Genomic DNA, 21,889 nt, shown 5'->3' with positions numbered 1-21,889 from the left:
AAGGTGATCGCCCTGCGCAAGCGCGACAAGGACGACATCGCCGAAGAGGAAGCCATCCTCGAGATGTACAAAGACGCGCTGGGGATGGGCTGAGCGATGGCTGACGGTTCGTCTCTTCTGTTCGACTTCGCGGCGGAGCGCCCGGCCGATCCCCGTCCGATGATCATCGACAGCTTCGCGGGCGGCGGCGGGGCCTCGACCGGGATCGAGATGGCGCTCGGCCGCAGCCCCGATGTCGCGATCAACCACAGCGGCCCGGCGCTGGCCCTGCACCAGGCCAACCACCCGGAGACCCTGCATCTCAACAGCAACATCTGGGACGCGGACCCGCTGAGCGTGACCGGCGGGCGCCACGTCGGGCTGCTCTGGGCCAGCCCGGATTGCAAGCATTTCTCGAAGGCCAAGGGCGCGGCGCTCTGCGACCGCAACATCCGCGATCTCGCCTGGGTCGTCGTCAGATGGGCCGAGGAGGCCCGCCCCGACGTGATCTGCATGGAGAATGTCGAGGAGTTTGTGACCTGGGGGCCGGTCGGCGAGGACGGACGGCCGATCCGCGAGTTTGCGGGCATGACCTATGAGCTCTGGGTCAAGCGGCTGCGCAAGGCGGGCTACAAGGTCAAATGGCGCGAGCTGCGGGCCTGCGACTACGGCGCGCCCACGATCCGCAAGCGCTGGTTCTGTGTCGCGCGACGGGACGGCCGGCCCATCGCCTGGCCTGCGCCGACCCATGGCGATCCGGCCAGCCCGGCGGTCCGCAAGGGCAGGCTGCTGCCGTGGCGCAGCGCCGCCGACTGCATCGACTGGTCGCTGCCCTGTCCGTCGATCTTCGACAGCTCGGCCGAGATCATGGCCCGGCACGGCCTGCGCGCGGTGCGCCCGCTGGCGAAGAACACGCTCGCCCGGATTGCCAGGGGCATGCGCCGCTATGTGCTGGATGCCGACCGGCCGTTCATCGTGAACCTGACCCACGGCGCCCGGACCGAGGATCTGGCCGAGCCGATGCGCACGATCACCGGCGCCAACCGGGGCGAAAAGGCGCTGGTGGCGCCCAGCCTGACCCGCTTCAACGGCGGAGCCACAGGCGCCGATCTGCGCGACCCGATGCCGACCGTCACCGCGAACAGCTGGATCAAGCGGCCGGGCGGCGCGATGCCGCTGGGGATCGTCACCCCCCACCTGCTCAGCCTCAAGGGCTCGGCCCGCCGCGATGGCGCCGTCTCGGCGCCGCACCCGACCGTGCTGGCCGGTGGTGGGCACAGCGCCGTGATAGCCCCGGTCCTGACATACGCCCAGCAGGGCGGCGGCAACCGCCCGATCACTGATCCGCACCACACGATCTGCGCCTCGAAGAAAGACCAAAACAGCCTGCTGGCCGCAACCATGATCCATGTCGGCAATGGCGAACGGCCCGGGCAGGCGCCGCGCGCGCTCGACATCGGCGCGCCGCTGAACACGGTGGTTGCGGGCGGCGTGAAGCAATACCCGGTGGCGGCCTTCCTCGCGCAGCAGAACGGCGGGCCGCGCATGGACGCCCATGTTGGGCATGACCCGCGCGCTCCCCTGTCCACGGTCGCCGCCAGCGGCAGCCACCAGACGCCGGTCGCGGCCTGGTTCGCGAAATACTACGGCACCGGCGACGGCGCCCGGACGGACGAACCTTGCCACACCGTGACGGTCAAGGACCGCATGGGGCATATGCAGGCCGATCTGGCCGCGCCGCCCTTCGCCCCGGAACACGAGGCCCGGGCCCGCGAGGTGGCCGAGTTCCTGCGCGCCCATGGCGCCTGGGACGGCGGCGCCTTCGTCACGCTCGAGATCGACGGGCAAAGCTTCGTCGTGATCGATATCGGCATGCGGATGCTGAGCCCGCGCGAGCTGTTCAATGCCCAGGGCTTCCCGCCCGATTACGTGATCGAGGGCGCCTGGGATGGGCTCGACAGTGACGAGCCCACCTTCCGCCCGTTTTCAAAGGATGTGCAGATCAGCTGCTGCGGCAACTCGGTCTGCCCGCCCGTCGCCGCCGCGATCATCGCCGCCAATTGTCCCCACCTGGCAGAGAACCACAGGGAGACCGCATGATGGCTGAGATCCAATGGCCCCGCGAAATCTGGGCCGCTCAACCCGACCCGGACGACGCCGATGGTCGGCATGTCTTTTCCGAACACGCCACCGTTCCGCGATGGGAAGGAGATCGCGATTGCGCGTTTCACCGCTATGTGGACGGCGACATTACGGGCAGCCAGGAGCGGTATTTCCGGGAGATGCTGTCAGCCGCAAGAGCCCGCGCCGAAGCTGCAGAGGGCTTTCTGCGCCGGATTGCGGCGGCCCCGCTCTGGAATGAACCGGACGAAGACGGGACACCGGTCGGCGAAGGCCCGGAAGGCGGCGTCACTCGCGATTTCCAAGAGTCGCGTGAGAGCGAGGCCGAGGACTGGATCATCGAGGCCCGGGCGCTGGTTGCAGGCCGCAGGCAGGAGGGTCGTGCCGATGGCTGAGACAGTCGCCAATTCTCGTCACCCCCCATCCTGGGCCGTAGAGCCATTGGACATGGCAGGGGCGGCCCGCGCCCTTGGAATTTCGAAAAGGACGCTGACAGACGCCCTCAGGGGGTCAAGCGCCTATGAATTGCGGGGACGAAAAAAAGTCTTCTATCCCGAGCACATTGCTCAACTGCGCCAGGAGATGAACGAGTGCGCCTCAAGGTCAAGTGGGTCAACGGTTGGGCGCGGCTTCACGGCACAGGTCCCGATGGCAAGCGAATCCGACGCGCTCTCAAGACTCAGGATCCTCGCCGAGCGGAAGAAATCCGCGCACAGATAGAAGCCGACCTCTGGAAAGCGAACCTTTACGGACCACAAGAAGTCGTCACATTTGCTGAGTGTGCCCTCGCATATGCCGAGGACGGTGGCGAGGTGAGGTTTATCGTTAAGATGACGGAGCAGCTTGGCACGATAAAGCTTCGCGACATCACGCCGAAAGCCATCAGGGACGCGGCTCGCCGGGCCTACCCAAGAGCGAGCAATGCAACTCTGAACCGGCAGGGGATCACCCCAGCTCGAGCAGTAATGAATTTCGGACATGAGCAGGGCTGGTGCGGCGCCGTACGGGTTCGCAGCTTCCCTGTCGAAAAGCCAAGACGCAAGGCCGTGGGGCGCGAATACCTCGAACTTCTACGCCCTCATCTGCCAGATCGTCTGTTTGCGCTCATGCTTTACCTGCACCAGACAGGCCGCAGAGTGGGAGACGCGATCGAGCTTCCGCCGGAGGCGCGCGACGGCACTATAATTGAGGTTGCGAAGACGAAAACTGGTCGGCCAATCACGGTCAAGATTACGGATGAACTGGCCGATATGCTCGATAGCATCGAGCCCCGCCATGGACGGCTCTTCGGCTACATCGGCCGGAGCAGCGTCTACAATACGCTTCGGCGCGCCTGCGGAAAGGCCGACGTCGAATACCTCGGAACCCATCAACCAGGGCGCCACAGCTTCGCAACGGAACTGCACGAAGCCGGGTTTTCGGACAAGGCTATCGCAGAGGCCGGAGGATGGGCAACGACACGCATGGTGACGGATGTCTACCAGCATCCAAAGGGCAGCAGCGAGAAGGCCGCGGACCATTTTTCGAAAGAGGCAACTGGCAAGAAACTGACAAGAAAGGGCGCAACGCAGGGGAAAATGTAATAAAATCCAATATTTGCGGTTGCAGGATACCACCTTGGTAAGGGAGAGGTCGACAGTTCAATCCTGTCCAGCAGCACCATAAAATCAATCACTTCCACGACTCCTTGAGGATTGCAATTTGGTTCGTTGGATCAATTCTAAGCGTTGCAACTGACCCCCTGATTGCCCTCTAAAACTGCCCCCTTCTCGTCAGCTAATCTGCTTCCGAACGAGGATCGGAGGCGACTATGGCGGAACGTTAAGTCTGCGGGGGCAAGATCCGGATCTCCCCGTCGGGCAAAAGGATTTGGCCGAACGAACTCAAACGCGAAGCGACCAGGCGCCTTTGGGAAGATGGCATGTCACCTGGAGGTATCGCCGCCGAGCTGGATGCCCATGAATGCCTGGTAAGAAAGTGGCGGGTCAGAAGATCCTTAAGTCCGTTCCAGATGTGCGGCCCGAACGACGTTTCACTGCTTCCTGACCATGCGAAGAGAAGTTGGCCCGGATCGACTTTGATTTTCGGGTCAAACCGCCCCGAGTAAGAGTTGAAATCATCCGACCCGTTCAGGTTTTGAATGCGGATGATGGGCAAGCCTGTGGTGTTCCACTCAAAAGCTTTGAAGCCGCGACCGTTGATCCTCGGCCCTGGCCTGCGCATCATCGACGGCCTGCTGCAATTCAGGGAAGAAGCGCGCGACGATCAGCCGGGGCGAGATGACATCGGCAACAAGGCGCACCTTGTTCGCGGTCAGGTCAGCCTCTTCCAGCCATTGACCTTGCCCTTGTCGTCGGTCTCCTTACGCGCCCCGCGCAGTTCCTTGGCCGCTTCCCAACCGTCATGGCGATGCTGAAGACATCGTCCTGCATGGTCTCGGCCCAGTAGGACATGAGCCGCTCATACGCCTCGTAGCGGTCGATCAGAGGCGCCTCGGCAAAGCGGTCAAGAATGTCCTCGGCAATGGCGTGGATCAGTTCCTTGGGCTTGGTGTGCCTCAGGTATTCGGCGATCTCCTCCATGGCAACGCCAGCCTTGCCACCTGGCGCCTTTACCAGCAGCCGATCTCTGCGCCTCCGGGAGTTCTGCGCGACTTGAGCCGGTGGCCTCAAGGGCTCGGGCAGCACCTGCGACCCCGGTCAGGACGGCTTGCGCGCGCAGGACGGCGATGTGCGACAAAAATCCTTCGGAAACGCACCGGATCCTCTGGACACCCCTGCCGCTCTCGCCTAAACACCTGCCACCCGAAGCACTGTCGCTTCGCCCTCGCCCGGGTAGCTCAGGGGTAGAGCAGTGGATTGAAAATCCTCGTGTCGGTGGTTCGATTCCGCCCCCGGGCACCATAGGCCATTTTTTTCAATAGGTTTTTCGCTGCGATGTGACGCAGGAGAGAGCCTTTGGCCCGTACATATCCGTTACCCAAAAACATCTTCCGGCGTGGTCAGAGCTACGCCGTACGCTTCACCTCAAGACCACGCGGTCGGAGAGGACGGGGCAGTTGCTTTCCACGCGTTCGGATCAGCCACACCAGCTCTGCCTCGCCTCCTACTGGCGCGTCCTCGACTACTGGGGTCTTGTCGATCCCGACCTGCCCGATCCCTTCTCGTCGCTCATGCGGCGTGTGGCGGGGCAGAAGAAGAAGGCGGACCCGAGGGCCAAGCACCTGCGCCCGGTGACACGTGACGAGGCCGAGGCGCTCCTGAGGTACATCGTCGGGCATGCCCGGCTGAAATACCGGATGGAGATGTTCGTGACCGTCCGACCGCTCTAGGTCACCGCTTGCCGCCTGAACGCGATCGCGGCGCTCAGGCTGGACGATATCGAGGACCGGGGCGACCACATGGTCCTGACGATCACCCATGCCAAGACCGAGGCCGGAAACCGGAAGGTCTTTGTGGTCGGGCCGGGCGACTGCAAGCTGCTCCGCGAGGCCATGAGCCGGGCAAGGATCAGCGAACCGGCCTCGCCTGACGACGCGGGTATGCTGTTTCCCCGGATCACCTTGGGGGGATATGAGAAGCGGCCCAGCCACTACCTCGGGAAGGCGCTTGAGGCTGCGAGGAAGTCCCTCGACGGGCCGGCAAGCGACTGGGACATGCACTCGTTCCGCCGCGCCGGGGTGTCGGCTCTGGTGAATGCCGGGGTGGACACCTACGCGCGGAATCTGGCCGTGGGCCATTCGAACAAGGGCGATATCGGCGTGTCGGTCTATGCGCGTCGGGCGGACCTGAGCGAGATCCTCAAGGCCACCTTCGAGGCGCTCTTTGTTGAACAGGGCGGATTGCTGGCGGGGCGGCTGCGGACCTGAGGCTGCCTTGGCATCCTGCGAGAGACCACAGGAGGGGCCTCGACTCATACTCGGGGGTCCTTCCGCTACCGATGAAGGCCACTGATCGGACGGGGGCATTTCCGTGCGGCTATTCACCGTTGGCGCTGGGCGCGGCGGCTGTTTCGTGGCACGCTGAGGCGGAACGCAGAGCATCTCCGGGCCGCTTGGCGGTGACCGTGAGTGTGGGCGGGTTCCGGACCTTCGCTGCGCCCGCGAACTCGGCCCGGACCTGCCGCTGAAGCGGACACTCTGCCAGGCTGTCCGCGATCGCCAGCCGGAGATCATCGAAGGGGTTGAGTTCGGTGACTGGCTTCGCCACCTTCAACTCGCCGCCTGCCCAACCGTCACCAACTCTCGCCCGTACCTTCCCGAATGATCGCCGCTAGCTAAAGTCCGCACTTGCGCGAACGGAGGTGAGCGTTCGACTACGACGGGACGCCGAAAAACCCGTTGCTGCCGGGAAATTGCGTACAAGATACACAAGAGTCCCTCCCTAGATGGAATCAATACCAGTGAAGGTTGGCCAAAAGCCTTTTGTAACTTTCGATGGCCAACTTGATGAACTCAGTATCACCGCGCCCAAAACCAGCTTTGGCCAGAACCGTGACAAATTCGTCATCATCGAAGCGCTTGGAGATGTTTTCGTGGTACCTATAGGACCACCCGCCACGCCCAACCGGTGCCCATAGGTAGTTTCTGACATGCTCGAGCTGACTCAGGGCTTCTTGAAGACAGGCCTTCTCTGTCGCCTCCAAATGGCGGATTGCAGTCAACCCTTCCGCGAACAACGAAACATCCGAGACAGACGCTCTGGGGGGAAGGAAGGTGCCGCACCACTTTCCGAATGCGCCGTCCACTAAGTGATCCTGAAACGGCGTATGCCGTCGCTCCATTTCAGGAATGAGCTGCCAGTATCTCTTATCAGAGCCTTCCCAAGTCGAAGGCCCGACCGCGTCCAATAGGCGTTTCGTGCGCTCGCGCCGGTTCTCAACCTCTACGCCCATAAATTCATGCAATGCTTGCCAGCGCTCCGCCGTCTGTAGTCCAAGAGCGCAGGCTTGATACGCCAAGGCCGCAGGATAACTCTGCATTTCGAGATAGAGCGTTATTCCATTCTGGTAGTCAGAGGCAAAGCTTAGAAGACCTTTAATGGCATCCGTTACTGTTCTGAGTTGGGCATCGTCACCCCATCGGCCTATCAGCCCGCAAACCTTGGCCAGCCCCTCCGAGACGGATTCATAGATGGCCACCCGGTTCTGGAAGTCCTCTGGTGTAACTGAGCCGCGTGGTGCCAAGTCTTCTTGTTCGTGGCGCGCAATGATCCGTTCCACTTCCTCTGACACCAAATCCGCAAGCTGAATTCGATACTCAGTCTTCGCCAGATATCGCTTGGCGCGGCTAACCGTCATATCGACGCCAAGGGGATTCTGCCGCTGCGACTGCGCCAGCGTCTCGACCTGCTCCACCAGCTTCACAAAGAAGGAGTCAGCGTCAGTAATGGGAACCGTCACGCCCTTACGGGCGCTGCACAACTCCGCCCCACGCCCTCGCAACTCGCCTCTGAAAGCCCAAAACACCGGATACCGACGGTTCGGCGCGCGCAAGATCGCCGCGCGTAGCGCGTGATCCCATTCGCCTGACCAGCCGCACACAATCAACCCATGTTCATCAATGATCCGGTCTAACAGCGTGTTGTAGGAATCCGGGTATGCCTCTAGCTCAGAATCCGTATTGAGAATGCGCTCATCCTTATAGTCCCCATGCAACTTCAGAATGTAGCAGGCGCTATGGGTCAACGGCTCCGCTCCTTCCAAAGCGTCTGGTGACCCGACAACGGTAGGTTCGACACCTTCCTCGCGGAGCGCGTTTTCCATCAACCTGTCAAAGTTCGTGGTGACGATCACGCGGACATATCCGCCCCGCACCAGCTTGGCAATTGCCTTGTGCCCAGCCGTGGGCACCTTCCGGCCTTCTTCGCGGTCTTCCTCATCTGGTTCAATGTAGCTATGCAGAATGGCGCGGCGCTCGGCCGGGGTGGACGCCAGTTGCGCCAACAATGCCGAGTAGTCCGGTTCCTTGCCTTCCTTCTCGACATACCACGCCGCCCAGTCGTCCTGTTCCTCTACGCCTTGTGCGAGCGCCACCCGCCGAACGAGGTCCAATGTGATTTCCCAGCCTGTGGGGATTTCCGCAGCACGCGAAAGTCCAGATCCCAGCAAAAGCGCAAATACGCCTCGGTTTTCATGGATAGAAAAAGCAAGTTGCGTGGCAGGGTCCCCGAAGGCCGTCATTCGCAGCACTCCATTGTCTACATGTTTGCTCGAGCGAGATCCTCCGTACCACAAATTGTGGGAAAGACACGAGAGGAAAGCCGCGAAACGGATTGCGGTAGCAGTTTAGCTGGGCGCTCATTTTTCGTAGATCGCGCCGTCAAGGTGGCTCGCGCAAAGCATGTACCGAGTTGCCCGAGCCGATGGCCGAGGGGTCGCTGACGAGCCTGCAGCTCAAGCTCATCAAGTTCGGCGCCCGCGTCGTGTGCCATCCCCGCGCCGTTACATTCCAACTCGCGGAAGTGGCCGCCACTGGCCCAATGGAACTTGCGATCCTTGCCGCCATCCGCCGCCTGCGGGCACCGTCGTCATGTACATGATCGCGATCACGACCCAAACGTCAGGAAAGTGGCTCGACAGGTCTGACCGGTGCGCTTAAAACCGAGGGTACAACCGAAGGATGATGCCGGTCAAAGACCTGATACACGCGAATCCGTTTCATCGCACGGAAGTCGCGGCATCAGGAGCGCAGAACGCTTGACCCACAAGCCCTGTCCGACGATCCTCATCCACAACGGCAGCCACATGGGGAATGTCGGTGAAAGCGGTTTGCGGACGCGGGGGGGGAATAAATGGCCAAAGAAAACCTGACCCACGACCAGCAATTCACACGCTTATGCGAAAACGGCTTTGGTTTCGTCGCAAAGGCCATCGAACAGCTTTGGGAAAACGGTTCTTCGGAGGCGCTGAAATACTCTGTCATCAACTTCTATTCCGGCGTCGAACTTCTTTTGAAGGCGCGCCTCATGCACGAACACTGGACTCTGATCGTTGCAGATCCCAACAAAGCAGACGTTGACGAATTCCTGAACGGTGAAGCGCAAACTGTCGGCTTGAAACAGGCAGTTCAACGGCTGAAAAAAGTAGCCAAGGTCGCCGTCCCTACGAACGCAATCAACTCGTTTGAAGAGTTGCGTAAGCATCGAAATCGGATGGTTCATTTCTACCATCCCATCGACGTGAATGAGCCTGACCAAGCAAAACAGCGAGAAGCCGTTATCTTGGAACAATGCAGAGGATGGTTCTACCTTCGCCGTCTGCTGGGTGACGAATGGCAAGATGAGTTTGCGACGTTTCAGGTTCAAGTCGCGGATATCAACGCGGCAATGAAGCGACACCGCGAATACCTGGGTACGGTCTACGAGCAAATCCAACCCGAACTAGTAGCCGCTCACCAAGACGGCGCGACACTGGCAACCTGCAGCGCGTGTGGCTTTGACGCCCAAGTGCTCGACGATATCGGCCCGCAGGAACATAAGTGCCGGATTTGCCTTGCGAAAGAAAGCTTCGTACTGCACCCCTGCCCAAATGACGAGTGTGGCAAGAAAACTTTGCTCGCTATGGGGCATTGCGAAGCATGGGAGTGTGAGCATTGCGGCTCGTCGATTGATCTGGACGAGGTACTTTGCGAGTACACGATTGAAGGCAAAGCAGACCACGACGAACCCAACATGCCAGCGCTTTGCACCGAGTGTGGGCACATTCCGGAAACGGCGGGCACGCTCGACGACGGCGAGACGGTTTTTTGTTTTAACTGCTTCAGCTGGCCGGAAAAAATTGAGTATTGCCAGTGGTGTAATGAGCCATTTACGGGCGATGCGGAGGGCACCTATTGGTCCGGCTGTGAAAAATGCGAAGGGAAAGCGGGATGGACGTGGGATGAATGAACCTAACACACTCTGGCGCATCCACATGCCGTGCGAAGTTGGCATCCACGGACGACACTACGCCTTAACGTGATGCTGCGGCCTGCATGAATGGCCGGTTCGGTGAAGCTGCACTGAAGCGCTCGACCGCTGACGAAAGGCAGCTCCGGGCCGCCTGCGTCGCTAGTCGAGAGCTGTTCCATGCGCCAAGCGGATGTCCGCTTCCGCGATTCGTCAACTGGTGAAGGCCGCGGGTGACGAATGGCCGCTCTCGGAGATTCTCGGTCCGCGAGACGGTTAACCGTCCGCTTCGTCGGCGCTCTCCGGACCTTGGCGGCTCCAGGGCGCGCTGCAGCCGTGATGAACGGCCGCTTTCGCGGATTCCGCGGGGCAGCAGGGAGCGGGGCCTCAACGGCCGCTATCGGCAGCGAGCGCCCGCGCGGACGGCCCGAGGCGCTCTAGCGCCATGCTGCGATGCCGCAGGTCCGCTCCGAGCCCAACTTACAGAATTTCTGCAAAGCGGTTAAGGTCCGCTCTACCTGGCAATGGAAAAGGCCAACCAGTAATGAAGCATTCATGGGTCACAGGTCTCTGGCTCTTGGGAACTGCAACAACTCTCACATCATGCGGCTTTGACGGCGATGAACTTCGAGAGTACCTGCCGCTGGAAGTCGCAGACGCACCCTCCATCTATAACGAACGGGATATCTTGTTCTGTGCGGTATCCGTCTACCAACTCGCAAACGATACCCAGAATACAGATGTGCCGTTTTCAAGGCCAAATCGTTCAACGACTGATTGGTTGCAACTTCCGCTAGAAGGAAAAGTGCACTACGGCTCTTTCTCGGCCCAAGCATTGTTTGACGGCAATGAGTGCTTTGATCGCAAAGCCCAAAATATCATAGGATTGCGGAAGCTTTCAGAATACTACTCATCGGAGCGGCAAGGCTTCTTCATCGAAATACGACATGATCTGATCTTGGTGCATGATACAGAACGCAACCTGATCATCATTTCCAGCCGCGCTCGCTAGCAAGTTTGGCGAAGCCGACTTTGGTGCAACCGCAGCGAAAACTCACTCCGTCCGCTCTCCGGACCTTGGCGGCTCCAGGGCCGCGTGCTGCAACCGCGATGAACGGCCGCTTTCGTGATCCACAGGCAGCGGAGGCCGGGGCGCTCAACGACGGCTATCGGCAGCAAGCGCCCATGGTTGCTCGGTGCCGGAAGCAACGAGTCCGGTGGGGGCAGGAACCGGTCGGTCGTCGTGCCGCCCCTGGTCGACGGACAAACGCACGAAGCGAAGCTTGCATAGTTTTGCTTCATGTTGCGGCTTGGCCGACCTAACGGCCCAAGAACGCCCCCAGAAAATTAGTTTCGCTTGGCCATCACGATGGCGGCGGGCATGGAGGTGGGGGTGGTTTGGGTGACGTGGCAGGCTTTGTTTTTGTTGCATCAGCCACAATCAATTGCATCCGGACTATCGATAGGATTGCAGCGAGAACGAGCATCACGCCATAGTAAGTAAAAAACAGACCCAAAGCCGAAAAAAGCGATGCCAGCCGATCCATTGTTAAAAGAAATATGACCGAAGAGTAGCCCTTGGAGCATGCCCAGGATGCGACATATTCAATAGGTCTTGTCAGGTCGACCAGATTCGAAGAAATAGCAATAATCATTGCGGAAACTTGAATAAATACCGCATGGCCAATTGATGTCGCTATTTCTGCTATAGGAGAGCGCCCCTCGCCATCTGTGGCCGTAAGCTTCCGCAGTATTCCGGGGTCTAATATGGCAAATATTATTGCAAAAGCAGCGATAGTGAAGCCCGTGAGCGAAGGCATTACACTAACTGCCTTACCAGCCCATTCGTAGTTTGCAACGGATTTGTAGGACAGCACTGCCAAGATGATTGAAACCCAGAAGTAGCTGGACCTTACGATGGCCTTTAGTCCGCCATAGCAGCTGTATAGCTTTCTAAGGTTTTCAAACACTTTTCGCCACCTCAGATTGTTGCGCGGCGCTGCTTGATTGATGCTATCATCCTGTCCGCTAGTTGCCTAAACATCGTGCGCGTGTCGACTTCTTCCTTGTTGTAGGTGTCGACGACTTTCTCTGGCTTCTCCTCGGTTGTATGAGGCACTTGCACGCCGTTGACGATACTCTTACCTGAGACCTCCCCATTCTCCGCACCTACTATAGCGAGCTTCTTTGTGCGCTCGTTGGGCTTGAGACCGTCGTCGTCTTTGGATCGGGTTACCTCTTCATATTCTTCACCATTCTGTTCACGCAAGCGCTCTTCAATTATCGCAGCAAGATCTCCGGATACATCATCTGGGTTCGGGCGGCGGATCACGATCCTTAGTTCTTTGAGGTTCGGGAGGTTGATAATTCTCTCGACTTCACCGTAGCTCTTAACGACGTCCGCTTCCACCGACCCGAACTCTTCAACGATTGCGGCGTCCGAAAGTGCCTCTTTGAAGTAACGCTCTACAGAACGCGCGCTGAGGCTCTTAGATTCCGAATAGGATTCAAAGGAAAGAACATGACTTTCTTCGTCAAGTTCGAAGTAGAAAGCGGAAAGGTTTGGGCGCAAGGTTTCCGGAATGGAAACTTCGCCTATTTTTTCTGGGTCTGCCGGGCCAAAGTCCACCACATCAAACCAATCTCCGTCAATATCAATCTCAGAATACTTTGATAAAACTCCCAACCCTGACTCTGGCTGAAATTGAGTAATTGCCACAAAACTATTTCCGTAAACTTTTACCGCAACTCGCCTCTTGAAAATCCGCATTATCAAGTCAGAATAATTTCGTGGCTTGTCTGCGGGGATGCGAAGATTGATTGCCGAAACTTCAATTTTTGAGGGGCGCGGCATCTAGGGACCTCCAATGACCTTGCAAGAGTTGCTCGCGACATATGCACAAAGCGAAGGCTGCAGCTACCCAACGCTGAGCTGACACGATCAGCAGTCAAGATAACTGGCGCTTACCCACAACACCATGCCGTTCGTGCTGGAATGCTCGCCTGCGGCAGTTTCACAATACGCATCCGTTATTGCGCGCCGCGTATCTATCTGGCCTCGACTACTGTGGGTCTTACGCCGATGTCGCCACACCTAAGGCTAGCCGCCGGAAAGGGGCTGGCACCAGCCGGTGCTTCGCTTGGCCTGTCCGTCAGCTTCGGGCAGCCTGCGGTCATCCGTCGCACCTAGCGCGAGCGTCGGCTATCGGCAGCGAGCGCCCGAGGTCGGTGCGCCAGGCGCTCAGGCGCCATGCCGCGCCGCCGAAAGTCCGCTCCGAGCCGATACTGTTGAAAAACACCCGCTGCACCCGAGAGGCCGTCTTGGGGTGGAACGTCGTTCTGCACTCTGGCTGGACATGACCGTTTGCAAGGCAGGGGTGCGCGCAGGCAGAACCGTTTCCCACGAAATGGCACTCCGTGGACACTCCAGCGCGTTTTTCAACAGTATCCGCCCTTAGTGGACCTTGGAGTAGATGAAGCAATCGCGCGGAATGTCTGAGATGTTGGGGTGCCGGAAGTAGCGCCGCAGGATGCCCTCGCGCACCATGCCAGCTTTCTCCATCACCCGTGCAGAAGCTGGATGCTCCACATCACAGAACGCTTCGGCTCTGTGAATGCTCGGATGCGACAAGGCATGATCCACGAGCCAGCCCATGACCTCGGATGCGCAGCCTTTACCCCAAGCCGACGCCCGTAAGACGTAACCGTAGCTCACCCTATGACCTATCAGATGAGGATGAAACATCCCCACAAGCTCAACAGGTTGTCGGCGATCAAACGCGACCAAAGGGAAACCTTTTCCTGAAACCCACTCCGCTGCTGCAATCTTCAGGAAAGCAGTCGTTTCAGCGACGCTTCGGTGGGGCGTCCAGCCAAGGAAGCGAGTGACTTCCGCATCGGAGGCATAATTGTCGAAGATGGCCTGCGCGTCATCCAGTTTCACTCGGCGAAGATGATAGCGGTCGGTCTCGAACTCATCGGGAAGGCGGTAGGGTGCGTTCATCCCGCCACCCTAACGATAGCGCCAAGCGTGGCAAGTTGCTGAAGGTCGGCTTCGTCCCGCCTCCCGGACCTTTGCGGCTCCTGGGCGTGCTGCAACCGCGATGAACGGCCGCTTCCGTGATCCGCGGGCGGCGCGGGCTTGAGGTGTCGAACGTCGGCAATCGGCAGCGAGCGCCCGAGTCGGTGGCGCCTGGCGCTCAGGCGCCACGCTGCGCCGCCGCAGGTCCGCTCCGAGCCCTTTGCGCTCCGTTGTCTTGTGCGACTTACGAAGCTGGAGTAGCTTGAGTGTCAGGCTTGACCCGCGCCTCCTCCCTCCAAATGGGGAAGTATCGCACATACGGGGTGACAGAGATCATCGAACCATCTGTTCGAGCGTTCGCATAAGGAGGGGTTGCGTTTCCGGCTCGGAATGGAGGTTCCGTGATGCGGCTATCCGCACCGATCTATCAATTGAAACGCCGCGCCAAGCTGTTGGCGCGAGATCAGAAAATCCCGCTTCATCAAGCGCAGGACCGTATCGCCGCGAATGAAGGGTTCGCAGCATGGAGCCTGCTGGCCGCGCATGGCTCGAAAAATGCCGATGTCGGCGCATTGCTCCCCCGGCTTTCGAATGGCGACATGCTCTTGATCGCAGCACGGCCCGGACATGGAAAGACACGTCTCGGGCTGAGGCTTCTGCTTGACGCAGCGCTTGAAGGACGTCGTAGCCTATTGTTTTCGCTTGAGTATACGGAACGCGAGGCAATGGAGCGCCTTCGTGCTCTTGCGGACCCGTTGCCGAAGACCACGCCAGAAATCATTACCACGGATGACATCTGTGCCGACTACATCACTGACCATCTGGCAGGTTCTCCAGAGGGAACGGTGGCAGTGATTGACTACCTGCAGATTCTTGACCAGCGGAGGTCAACGCCGCCGCTTTCAGAGCAAGTGGACGTGTTGAAAACGTTCGCTCGCGAAACTGGCGTCATTCTAGCTGTAATTTCGCAGATTGACCGCTCCTACGAGCCAGAGGCAGCTTCGGTGCCTGGTCTTTCCGACCTCCGCCTTCCGAACCCTATTCCACCGGGGGCCTTCTCAAAAGCCTGCTTCTTGAACGCGGGCGAGGTTCGTGTTCAAAGCCTGATCTGACTACATTCGCCAGTGCGCTTGCCACCGCACTGGCGAACCGCGACCGGCTGCTTTGTCCCGCTCTCCGGACCTTTGCGGCTCCTGCGCGTGCTGCAACCGCGATGAACGGCTGCTTCCGTGATCCGCAGGCGGCGCAGGCTTGAGGTGTCGAACGTCGGCAATCGGCAGCGAGCGCCAGAGCGGGCGCTCCGAGGCGCTCCGGCGCCATGCCGCACCGCCGCAGGTCCGCTCCGAGCCCGAACTCCCAAATGCCGCACCAAAAGCGAATGGCTGATCTCGTCGCTCGAACGAGGGGCATTTGCGCATGAACCGGGTCGATCGAGCAGCCTGCCATTGCCTAAGCAGTTTCCGACACAGCATCAGACGGAGACTGAAATGCTTCTGGAAGGCAAGACAATCATCATTACCGGCGCAAGCAGCGGCATCGGTGCCTCGGCTGCAAAGCTCTTCGCGGCGGAGGGTGCAAGACTTGTCCTCGGTGCGCGCCGAGTTGATCTGCTTGAGAGAACCGTCAACGAGATCTCGGCTGACGGTGGCGAGGCGGATTTCATCGCCGGAGACGTTGAAGAAAACGGGTATGCAGAAGCACTGGTGAAACGCGCGGAAGAGCGCTTCGGTGGTCTTGATGGCGCCTTCAACAATGCAGGCACCACAGGGGACATTGGGCCGATCCCCTGCATGGAGGAGAGCAACTGGCACAGGGTGATGTCAGTGAATCTCAACAGCGGATTCTATGCGGCAAAGCATCAGATACCGGCGATGCGCAAACGCGGCGGCGGCTCAATTGTCTTCACGTCCTCTTTTGTCGGGCACACGATCGGGCTGCCCGGCATGGGCGCCTATGCCGCGGCAAAGGCGGGCCTGATCGGCATGACGCAGGTTTTGGCGGCGGAACATGGGCCCGAGAACATCCGCGTCAACGCGCTCCTGCCTGGAGGCACCATGACGCCGATGGCTGGTGAGGATGCCGGTTATCATGAGATCGTGCGGGGTTTCCACGCGCTGAAGCGCATGGCCGATCCGTCCGAGATCGCGCGGGCCGCTCTCTTCCTTCTGTCCGATCATGCGTCTTTCGTGACCGGGACCGCAATGATCGCGGATGGCGGAAACTCGATCAACAAACTCTAAGGCGCGCGAAGCGGACAATGGTCAGTCAAGTGCCTGCGTCCACTTCGTCCCGCTCTCCGGACCATGGCGGCTCCAGAGCGTGCTGCAGCGGGCACTAACGGCCGCTTTCGTGGTGCCGCAGGCGGCAGAGGCTTGGATGCTTAACGGCCGCTATCGGCAGAACCAAGTCCTGGGGTTCTCCTGCGGCCCCGCTGGGCGTTCGATCAGGCTGTCCGTGAGGCCGGGCTTCTTCCCTGCCTAAGGCTGCCGGGCTGCTCTGGGATCACCGTTGGGGCGGCCTGAGTATCCTCGGGTTTTTCGCGAAAAATCCGCGGCGCTTTATACGGTAGGGCGCACCTGCCCATCCCCCCCGTGCCCCTCGGCGTACCAGTGGCCACCCGATGACGAACCCTGCGGCTACACACGGGGTCAACCGGGGACACGCCCTGGGCGACGGCGAAGCAGGCACCGCAATAAACCCATACCTATGGACGAGCATGACCGCGACCTTCGCATGCTTCGGCCGTGGTCAGAGTACATCCGCTCGAATCAATCCTATTGATTACAGTGGGTTAGCCGCCAGTATGCGGGTGGCATGTGCGGAAGTGCTTGGTACTTCTCCATTTCCCCACACCTAAGGATGAACACCACCGCCGCACACTGTACGGATCTGATGCCGATCGGGGCCACAGGTCACCTCGTATCGAACTGCTGCGCTCGTCCTCCCGTTCTCCTCTGCTTTGTCCATCCCTCCCGGGTTCCCCGGAGATGGGCAACGCATCCGGCCCCTGAGTGAGCCGAAGAAAGCCGCCGTGGCCCTGCCTCCGGCGCTGCGGTTTTCTCCGGGTCATTCTCCCGGGCAATCCTCTGGAACATGGATCGCACCCAAGGCTCCGGCCGTCCCGCTTCTGCGGGGCTGCCGGATCTGCGGGGTGATCGCATGGCGGCCATCAATCCCTGCCGCCTGACCTCATGTTCCGGGGCTCAACACCTTTTCCACCAAGCCATGTTCCACACCAAAGGACTACCTGTACGTGACCATATCAGACCGAACGCCCTCCGCTGGCTGCAAGCGGACCCGAAGCCATCCCCGCGTGAAAGCCGGGAGGCAGACGCTCGCATGAGCGAGGCGCAACCGCGCCCTGTCACGATCATCGACCGCCCCTGCAGGTTCGGGAAGACGACCCGGATGATCGCTGACCTAGAAGAAGCGAAACAGTACCTCATCGTCACGCCGCTGCTGACCGAATGCGACCGGATCGTCCGGGATGCGCGAGTCCCCGTCATGCAGCCCGAGATCGTTGAGGACGAACCGGACATCACCACGAAGAAGGACCACCTCGTCCAGCTTCTCCAGGCCCAAAAGAACGCCGTGACCACCCATGCCATGTTCGATCACCTCGCGGACGTGGCAGGGGAAGGGCTGCTGGACGCCTATCACATCCTGATCGACGAAGTGGTCTCGGTTGCCGATTCCAGCTTCCGCTGCACCGAGATCGAGTGGAGGGACTTCTACCTCAACACCGGCTACGCCAAGGTCGATCCGGCAACCGGGCAGGTGATCGCGACGCCCCTCTGGGAAGACAATGCCGAGGAGGTTAGCGGAACGCTTTCCGCCAAGGCGTATCGGGCAGCTCGATCCGGGCGGCTGTTCAGCGTCGGGGAGGGCATCCATATCAGCGTGATCCCCGAGATCCTCCTGAGGGCGGGGCAGTCGCTGACCGTCTTCACCTTCAAGGCGGAAGGGTCTCTGATGTTCGCCCATCTCGACCGGCTCGGGTTGAACCCCGTGCATGACTCCGACGGACCCGAGGTCGAACGCGGGTTTGTCCGGGAGGTGCGGCACCTGATCAACGTTCAGCGCATCCCCGCGCTGGACCGCAGGACGGTCAGGGTCAAGGGCAAGCCGGTGCGGCTGTCGGACTGCATGTCCTACTCGAAGCAGATGATGACACCGGCGACATCCGTCACGCTGGATACGGAAATCGCCAAGGCACTGGCATCCCTCCGCCGTGGTCCTCTCGCCAGTGTGGCCTTGCCGGATATCCTCGTGGTCTGCCCCAAGGACAAGTGGTTCGAGAAAGGACGGGAACCCGGGAAAGGCCCGGACGGGACCGAGACGACACCGTTTAGACCCGGACCCTATGCCGATGGATCACGTCTGGCCCCGCGTGGGACCGGCAAGGACCGTGCCCGGTCGATACCCAACAAGACCCAAGGCACCAATGCGTACCGCCATGCCTCGCACGTGATCTACCTCTATGACCAGTACCCGACCCCCTTGGTCCATCGCTGGGTCGGAGGCAAGGACGCCATCGACCCCGACGACTATGCCCTGACCGAGTTGATCCAGGTGATCTGGCGGACACGGATACGGGATGGGGAGCCGATCACCGCCTACATCCCGAACAGAAGGATGCGCGAACTCTTCCTGAGCTGGCTCTGGGAGGGTGACGTTCCGCAATCGGTGCGGAACAAGATCGCCAGCCAACAGGGGTCGAAGCCGGGCCGATGAGTGACCCGCTTTCCCGGAAAACTTGGAAACCTCTCCGGCAAGTCCAGTAAAATAAGGGGGTTGGCGGCACACCCCTTAAGAACTGGAAGTGTCTTCACCACCTGACATCAAGGCCACCTCGGGGCTCCTGCCGTTCAGCACTTCGCTGAATTGTTGGTCTGCTCCGGGGTGGACCTTGAGACGGCTTGGAAAGATGATCCCGTCATGGACGTCCTTGTTCGATTGGGCAAAGGGAATCCTCGTCCATGGCTTGTGGTCGCCGCTGGCAAGGCTCTGCGAAAGACTGACAGAAGCAGCCTCCAACAAACCAGGGCTGACTTCCATGCCACCAGGCTTCGCGCCAGATACAGGCTTCAGAGCCGTTCCCGCCCTGACCGGAAAAGGTCTCGGCCATTCGGCGATGACCGTCTCCGCTTGCATTCGCAGATGCTCCTCCTCCCACATTTTTGCTGAGCCAACCGTGCTGCCCCTTCCTTGTCAGAAGGGACGGCATTCTGAGGCTAGCGTGACTAGATCCCCCGCCGTTTCGTACGGTGTCAACGCCCTTGCAATCCTCCCGTTCCTGCTGGCTCTGTGCCACTCCAGCGCGCGCGCCGGCCGTCTGGCAGAAGAACTCGAGACCATGGAGAAAACCCATGAAGCCCAGCGACGGATGCTCGATGTTGCGGCGGGCCCTCACTCTAGCGACGATCTAGCTCAGCGGCGGCGCGACGGGCGCTTCTGACGTTGTGAGCCTCGGGGCCTCGGCCTTCTACGAGGCACTCCGGATCGACCGGACCAGCGGCCGGGTCGAGATGCCCAAACCCATCGTGCTCCCGGCGCTTGATGCCGTGCCCACGCCGCCGCCGAGCGGCAAGCTCGCCCTCCACGCGCGGGACCGCGCCGGGGTCGGATGGCTCGACGTCCAGCGCCCCTCCGGCCGCTTCTTCCCGCTGCAGCCGCATTTCGGGGTGAACCGGATCGCGACATGGGCGCCGTCCACCGGCACGACCGTCAACACCAACGGCATGCCGCGCACCCCCGTCGGCACCGTGTCGACGCCGACGCTCGCCACCACGAACCTCTCGACATCGATGCGCCGCTGGCGCGTGACCAGCGCCGCCACCGCCGATGCGGCGGCAGAGGAGCGTTCGGCCGGCTGGGTCTGCTGGCGCGGCAATGCCGATGGGCCGGGCGGCTTCACCTATGTGAATCGGCTCTCGCTGGTGACGCTGCAGGCGACCGGCACAGGCTTCTTCGGCCTCTATGGTTCGACAACAGTGCTGGCCACGACTCTGACCCTCTCGGCCGTGGTGAACTGCATCGGCATCGGGTTCCAGCGCGGCACCCATATGGCCGCGATCCATTGGCGCCGATCAAGGACGCGGTGACGGTCGATGGCGATGTCGTCGTGCCGCTCGACGCAGAGGCCTTCGGCTTCTGGCTGAAGGCCGCGTTCGGTGCGCCCACGACCACGGGTGCGGAAGCGCCCTACACCCACGAGTTCCAGTTCGGGTCCTGGACGCTGCCCAGCATGTCGATCGAGACCGGCATGCCGGAGGTGCCGCGCCACGCGATGTATTCTGGCTGCGTGCTCGACCAGATCACCTGGCAGATGCAGCGCTCGGGGCTCCTGACCGCCGCGGCGCGGCTGATGGCGCAGGGCAAGACGGTCGGCACGACCACGAGCGCCGGGACACCCGCCGCGCCGGAACTGAAGCGCTTCGGGCATTTCAACGGGGCGATCACGCGCAATGGCACCGCCCTCGGCAACGTGGTCTCCGCCGAGATCCCCTATGCCAACAACCTCGACCGGATCGAGACCATCCGCTCGGACGGGCGCATCGACGGCGCGGACCCGTCTATCGCGGCGCTGACCGGCCGGATAGAGGTGCGGTTCGCAGATCAGACGCTGGTGACGCAGGCGATCAACGGCGAGGCCTGCGAGATGGAATTCGCCTACGTCCTGCCCTCGGGCGAAAGATTCACCTTCACCGTGCACGCCGTCTGCCTTCGATCCAGATCCCGCCTCATTCCGGCGATTGCCTTCGAGGCGAACAGGCCGTGCTGCCAGCGAAGACGCTGAAATGTCGTCCAGTGCATTCCTTTGGGCTTCATCCAACCGGGGCCATTCAGGATGCTGGGCTTCCAGCCCAGTTTCGCCCGTATCCGATCCGCGCGCCGGGCGGCGCGGTCCGTGGCGCCTTCCCGCTGAGAGGGGTAGGAATGCCAAGGAGAGCCCATGTGCCACCGCTCGACGCTGAGGAATCCGGAGAACGGGGCCTGAGCTCGGCAGCAGGACTCTGTGATTTCCCATTGCAGGATGCCCATCACCAAACCCCCGGTCCGTTGGCGATCAGCATCGCCACCATGCCCAAAAGCGCGCCGAACAGCGCGGCAAAGCCCAGAATTGCCAAGATGGTCTTAATCGGTACTTCGCTCCCATCTTCATGACGCAGTCGACCAGCTCGCCGACCGCCTTTCTGAACTCGATTTTCGGGGACTCTTCGCCCAGCAGGATCGCCCGCGTCTGCCCGGCCTGCCCCCCTTGAGATCGCGCTTGAGGGCGCGCGATGCGGCGTTGGGAAGACCGGCACGGGCGCAGAGCAGATCGAGCTTGCGCTCTGCCCGCATCGTGGCGGCTTCCTTGTCATTCCCGGCCAGATCCACGGCATCGGCGGGCAGGAATCTGTCGGCAAAGCCCTGATCGAGCGCGGCCTGCCCGCCGATCCAGGTCTCGCGGTCGAGCATGGCGGCGATGTCGTCGCGATCGATGCCGGTCCGGGCCGCGTAGATGTCGACGGCCGTGGCGTCAAAAGGCGCGAGCCATTCGCAGACCTCGGCCAGCGCGTGGCGGTCGCCCGCGGCCATGATCCAGGTATTGTGGATCATCAGGAAGCCCGCCCGCGCGATCCGCACCTCGTCGCCTGCCATGGCGATGACCGACGCCGCCGAGGCGGCGATGCCGAGGATGTTGACGGTCACGGTCCCGGCATGCTCGCGCAGCAGGGTGTAGATCGCGAGGCCTTCGAAGAAATCGCCGCCGGGGCTGTTGATGTTGACGGTGACGGGCTGCGCGCCGATCCGGCGCAGCGCGGCCTCGATCCGGCGCACGGTCACGCCCTCGCCCCAGGGGTCGGCCCCGATGGGGTCGAGCACCGAGATCGAG

20 protein-coding genes, 1 tRNA gene and 2 pseudogenes are annotated in these 21,889 nt (G+C 61.0%); 15 read left to right on the top strand and 8 right to left on the bottom strand.

What is annotated here, in order from left to right; genetic code table 11:
• The 4 genes from C8N38_RS20300 to C8N38_RS20285 all read left to right on the top strand — a co-directional run.
• Positions 1–93, top strand: a 93-nt coding sequence (locus C8N38_RS20300; RefSeq protein WP_146176337.1) for a GapR family DNA-binding domain-containing protein, incomplete at its 5' end; no start/stop codon positions are given.
• Positions 94–96: 3 nt separating this feature from the next.
• Positions 97–2,079, top strand: coding sequence for a DNA cytosine methyltransferase (locus C8N38_RS20295; RefSeq protein WP_108028942.1), 1,983 nt, complete (start codon positions 97–99; stop codon positions 2,077–2,079).
• Positions 2,076–2,495, top strand: a complete 420-nt coding sequence (locus C8N38_RS20290) for a hypothetical protein (RefSeq protein ID WP_108028941.1) — start codon at positions 2,076–2,078, stop codon at positions 2,493–2,495. Before C8N38_RS20295 ends, C8N38_RS20290 begins: the two co-directional genes overlap by 4 nt.
• A gap of 195 nt (positions 2,496–2,690) precedes the next feature.
• Positions 2,691–3,683: a tyrosine-type recombinase/integrase gene (locus C8N38_RS20285; RefSeq protein WP_146176336.1), complete on the top strand. Its 993-nt coding sequence runs from the start codon at positions 2,691–2,693 to the stop codon at positions 3,681–3,683.
• Between the two features lie 590 nt (positions 3,684–4,273).
• Here C8N38_RS20285 and C8N38_RS22185 read toward each other — a convergent pair.
• Positions 4,274–4,402 carry a hypothetical protein gene (locus tag C8N38_RS22185; RefSeq protein WP_281258248.1) on the bottom strand — a complete coding sequence of 43 codons (129 nt, stop codon included), beginning with the start codon at positions 4,400–4,402 and terminating at the stop codon, positions 4,274–4,276.
• 16 nt (positions 4,403–4,418) lie between these two features.
• On the bottom strand, positions 4,419–4,682 hold the full coding sequence (locus tag C8N38_RS20280) for a hypothetical protein (RefSeq protein WP_108028939.1): 264 nt from the start codon (positions 4,680–4,682) through the stop codon (positions 4,419–4,421).
• A 246-nt stretch (positions 4,683–4,928) separates the two neighbouring features.
• On the opposite strand from C8N38_RS20280, the gene C8N38_RS20275 reads away from it, so the two are divergent.
• From C8N38_RS20275 to C8N38_RS20265, 3 genes are all read left to right on the top strand, one after another.
• Positions 4,929–5,003, top strand: a tRNA-Phe gene (locus tag C8N38_RS20275).
• A 155-nt stretch (positions 5,004–5,158) separates the two neighbouring features.
• Positions 5,159–5,431 carry a hypothetical protein gene (locus C8N38_RS20270; RefSeq protein WP_108028938.1) on the top strand — a complete coding sequence of 91 codons (273 nt, stop codon included), beginning with the start codon at positions 5,159–5,161 and terminating at the stop codon, positions 5,429–5,431.
• 69 nt (positions 5,432–5,500) lie between these two features.
• Complete coding sequence (locus C8N38_RS20265) at positions 5,501–5,968, top strand: site-specific integrase (protein ID WP_425440065.1); 468 nt, start codon at positions 5,501–5,503, stop codon at positions 5,966–5,968.
• A gap of 524 nt (positions 5,969–6,492) precedes the next feature.
• Here the strand turns inward: C8N38_RS20265 and C8N38_RS20260 are convergent.
• Entirely contained in the window at positions 6,493–8,280 is a 1,788-nt protein-coding gene (locus C8N38_RS20260) for an SIR2 family protein (RefSeq protein ID WP_108028936.1), read from the bottom strand.
• 161 nt (positions 8,281–8,441) lie between these two features.
• On the opposite strand from C8N38_RS20260, the pseudogene C8N38_RS20255 reads away from it, so the two are divergent.
• The 3 genes and pseudogenes from C8N38_RS20255 to C8N38_RS21250 all read left to right on the top strand — a co-directional run.
• Positions 8,442–8,639: pseudogene (locus C8N38_RS20255) on the top strand (IS1380 family transposase); the annotation flags it as partial.
• 252 nt (positions 8,640–8,891) lie between these two features.
• Positions 8,892–9,986, top strand: a complete 1,095-nt coding sequence (locus C8N38_RS21255; RefSeq protein ID WP_146176335.1) for a hypothetical protein — start codon at positions 8,892–8,894, stop codon at positions 9,984–9,986.
• A 544-nt stretch (positions 9,987–10,530) separates the two neighbouring features.
• Positions 10,531–10,998, top strand: a complete 468-nt coding sequence (locus C8N38_RS21250; RefSeq protein ID WP_146176334.1) for a hypothetical protein — start codon at positions 10,531–10,533, stop codon at positions 10,996–10,998.
• A 352-nt stretch (positions 10,999–11,350) separates the two neighbouring features.
• Here the strand turns inward: C8N38_RS21250 and C8N38_RS21245 are convergent, their stop codons facing one another.
• The 3 genes from C8N38_RS21245 to C8N38_RS20240 all read right to left on the bottom strand — a co-directional run bounded on the left by C8N38_RS21245 (position 11,351) and on the right by C8N38_RS20240 (position 13,989).
• Positions 11,351–11,956 carry a hypothetical protein gene (locus C8N38_RS21245; RefSeq protein WP_146176333.1) on the bottom strand — a complete coding sequence of 202 codons (606 nt, stop codon included), beginning with the start codon at positions 11,954–11,956 and terminating at the stop codon, positions 11,351–11,353.
• Positions 11,957–11,967: 11 nt separating this feature from the next.
• Positions 11,968–12,840, bottom strand: a complete 873-nt coding sequence (locus tag C8N38_RS20245) for a DUF4747 family protein (protein WP_108028934.1) — start codon at positions 12,838–12,840, stop codon at positions 11,968–11,970.
• A gap of 600 nt (positions 12,841–13,440) precedes the next feature.
• Complete coding sequence (locus tag C8N38_RS20240; protein WP_108028933.1) at positions 13,441–13,989, bottom strand: GNAT family N-acetyltransferase; 549 nt, start codon at positions 13,987–13,989, stop codon at positions 13,441–13,443.
• Positions 13,990–14,411: 422 nt separating this feature from the next.
• On the opposite strand from C8N38_RS20240, the gene C8N38_RS20235 reads away from it, so the two are divergent.
• From C8N38_RS20235 to C8N38_RS20225, 3 genes are all read left to right on the top strand, one after another.
• On the top strand, positions 14,412–15,119 hold the full coding sequence (locus C8N38_RS20235; protein WP_108028932.1) for a DNA helicase: 708 nt from the start codon (positions 14,412–14,414) through the stop codon (positions 15,117–15,119).
• Positions 15,120–15,494: 375 nt separating this feature from the next.
• A complete protein-coding gene (locus C8N38_RS20230) occupies positions 15,495–16,247 on the top strand; it encodes an SDR family oxidoreductase (RefSeq protein ID WP_108028931.1) in 753 nt (250 codons plus the stop codon).
• A gap of 1,099 nt (positions 16,248–17,346) precedes the next feature.
• Positions 17,347–18,741 carry a hypothetical protein gene (locus C8N38_RS20225; protein ID WP_108028930.1) on the top strand — a complete coding sequence of 465 codons (1,395 nt, stop codon included), beginning with the start codon at positions 17,347–17,349 and terminating at the stop codon, positions 18,739–18,741.
• Between the two features lie 75 nt (positions 18,742–18,816).
• Here the strand turns inward: C8N38_RS20225 and C8N38_RS21240 are convergent, their stop codons facing one another.
• Positions 18,817–19,161, bottom strand: coding sequence for a hypothetical protein (locus C8N38_RS21240; RefSeq protein ID WP_146176332.1), 345 nt, complete (start codon positions 19,159–19,161; stop codon positions 18,817–18,819).
• A 308-nt stretch (positions 19,162–19,469) separates the two neighbouring features.
• On the opposite strand from C8N38_RS21240, the gene C8N38_RS20215 reads away from it, so the two are divergent.
• Together C8N38_RS20215 and C8N38_RS20210 are read left to right on the top strand one after the other, a co-directional pair.
• Entirely contained in the window at positions 19,470–20,111 is a 642-nt protein-coding gene (locus C8N38_RS20215) for a hypothetical protein (RefSeq protein ID WP_425440066.1), read from the top strand.
• A pseudogene (locus C8N38_RS20210) lies at positions 20,072–20,734 on the top strand (phage tail tube protein); the annotation flags it as partial. The gene C8N38_RS20215 and the pseudogene C8N38_RS20210, both read left to right, overlap by 40 nt.
• A 434-nt stretch (positions 20,735–21,168) precedes the next feature.
• Here the strand turns inward: C8N38_RS20210 and C8N38_RS20200 are convergent.
• On the bottom strand, positions 21,169–21,889 hold a 721-nt coding region (locus tag C8N38_RS20200), incomplete at its 5' end, for a head maturation protease, ClpP-related (RefSeq protein WP_108028927.1).

Source organism: Rhodovulum kholense (genome assembly GCF_003053725.1).
Lineage (GTDB): Bacteria > Pseudomonadota > Alphaproteobacteria > Rhodobacterales > Rhodobacteraceae > Rhodovulum > Rhodovulum kholense.
Note: the sequence above shows the minus strand (reverse complement) of the source record. Positions and strands in the feature narration are given on the sequence as shown.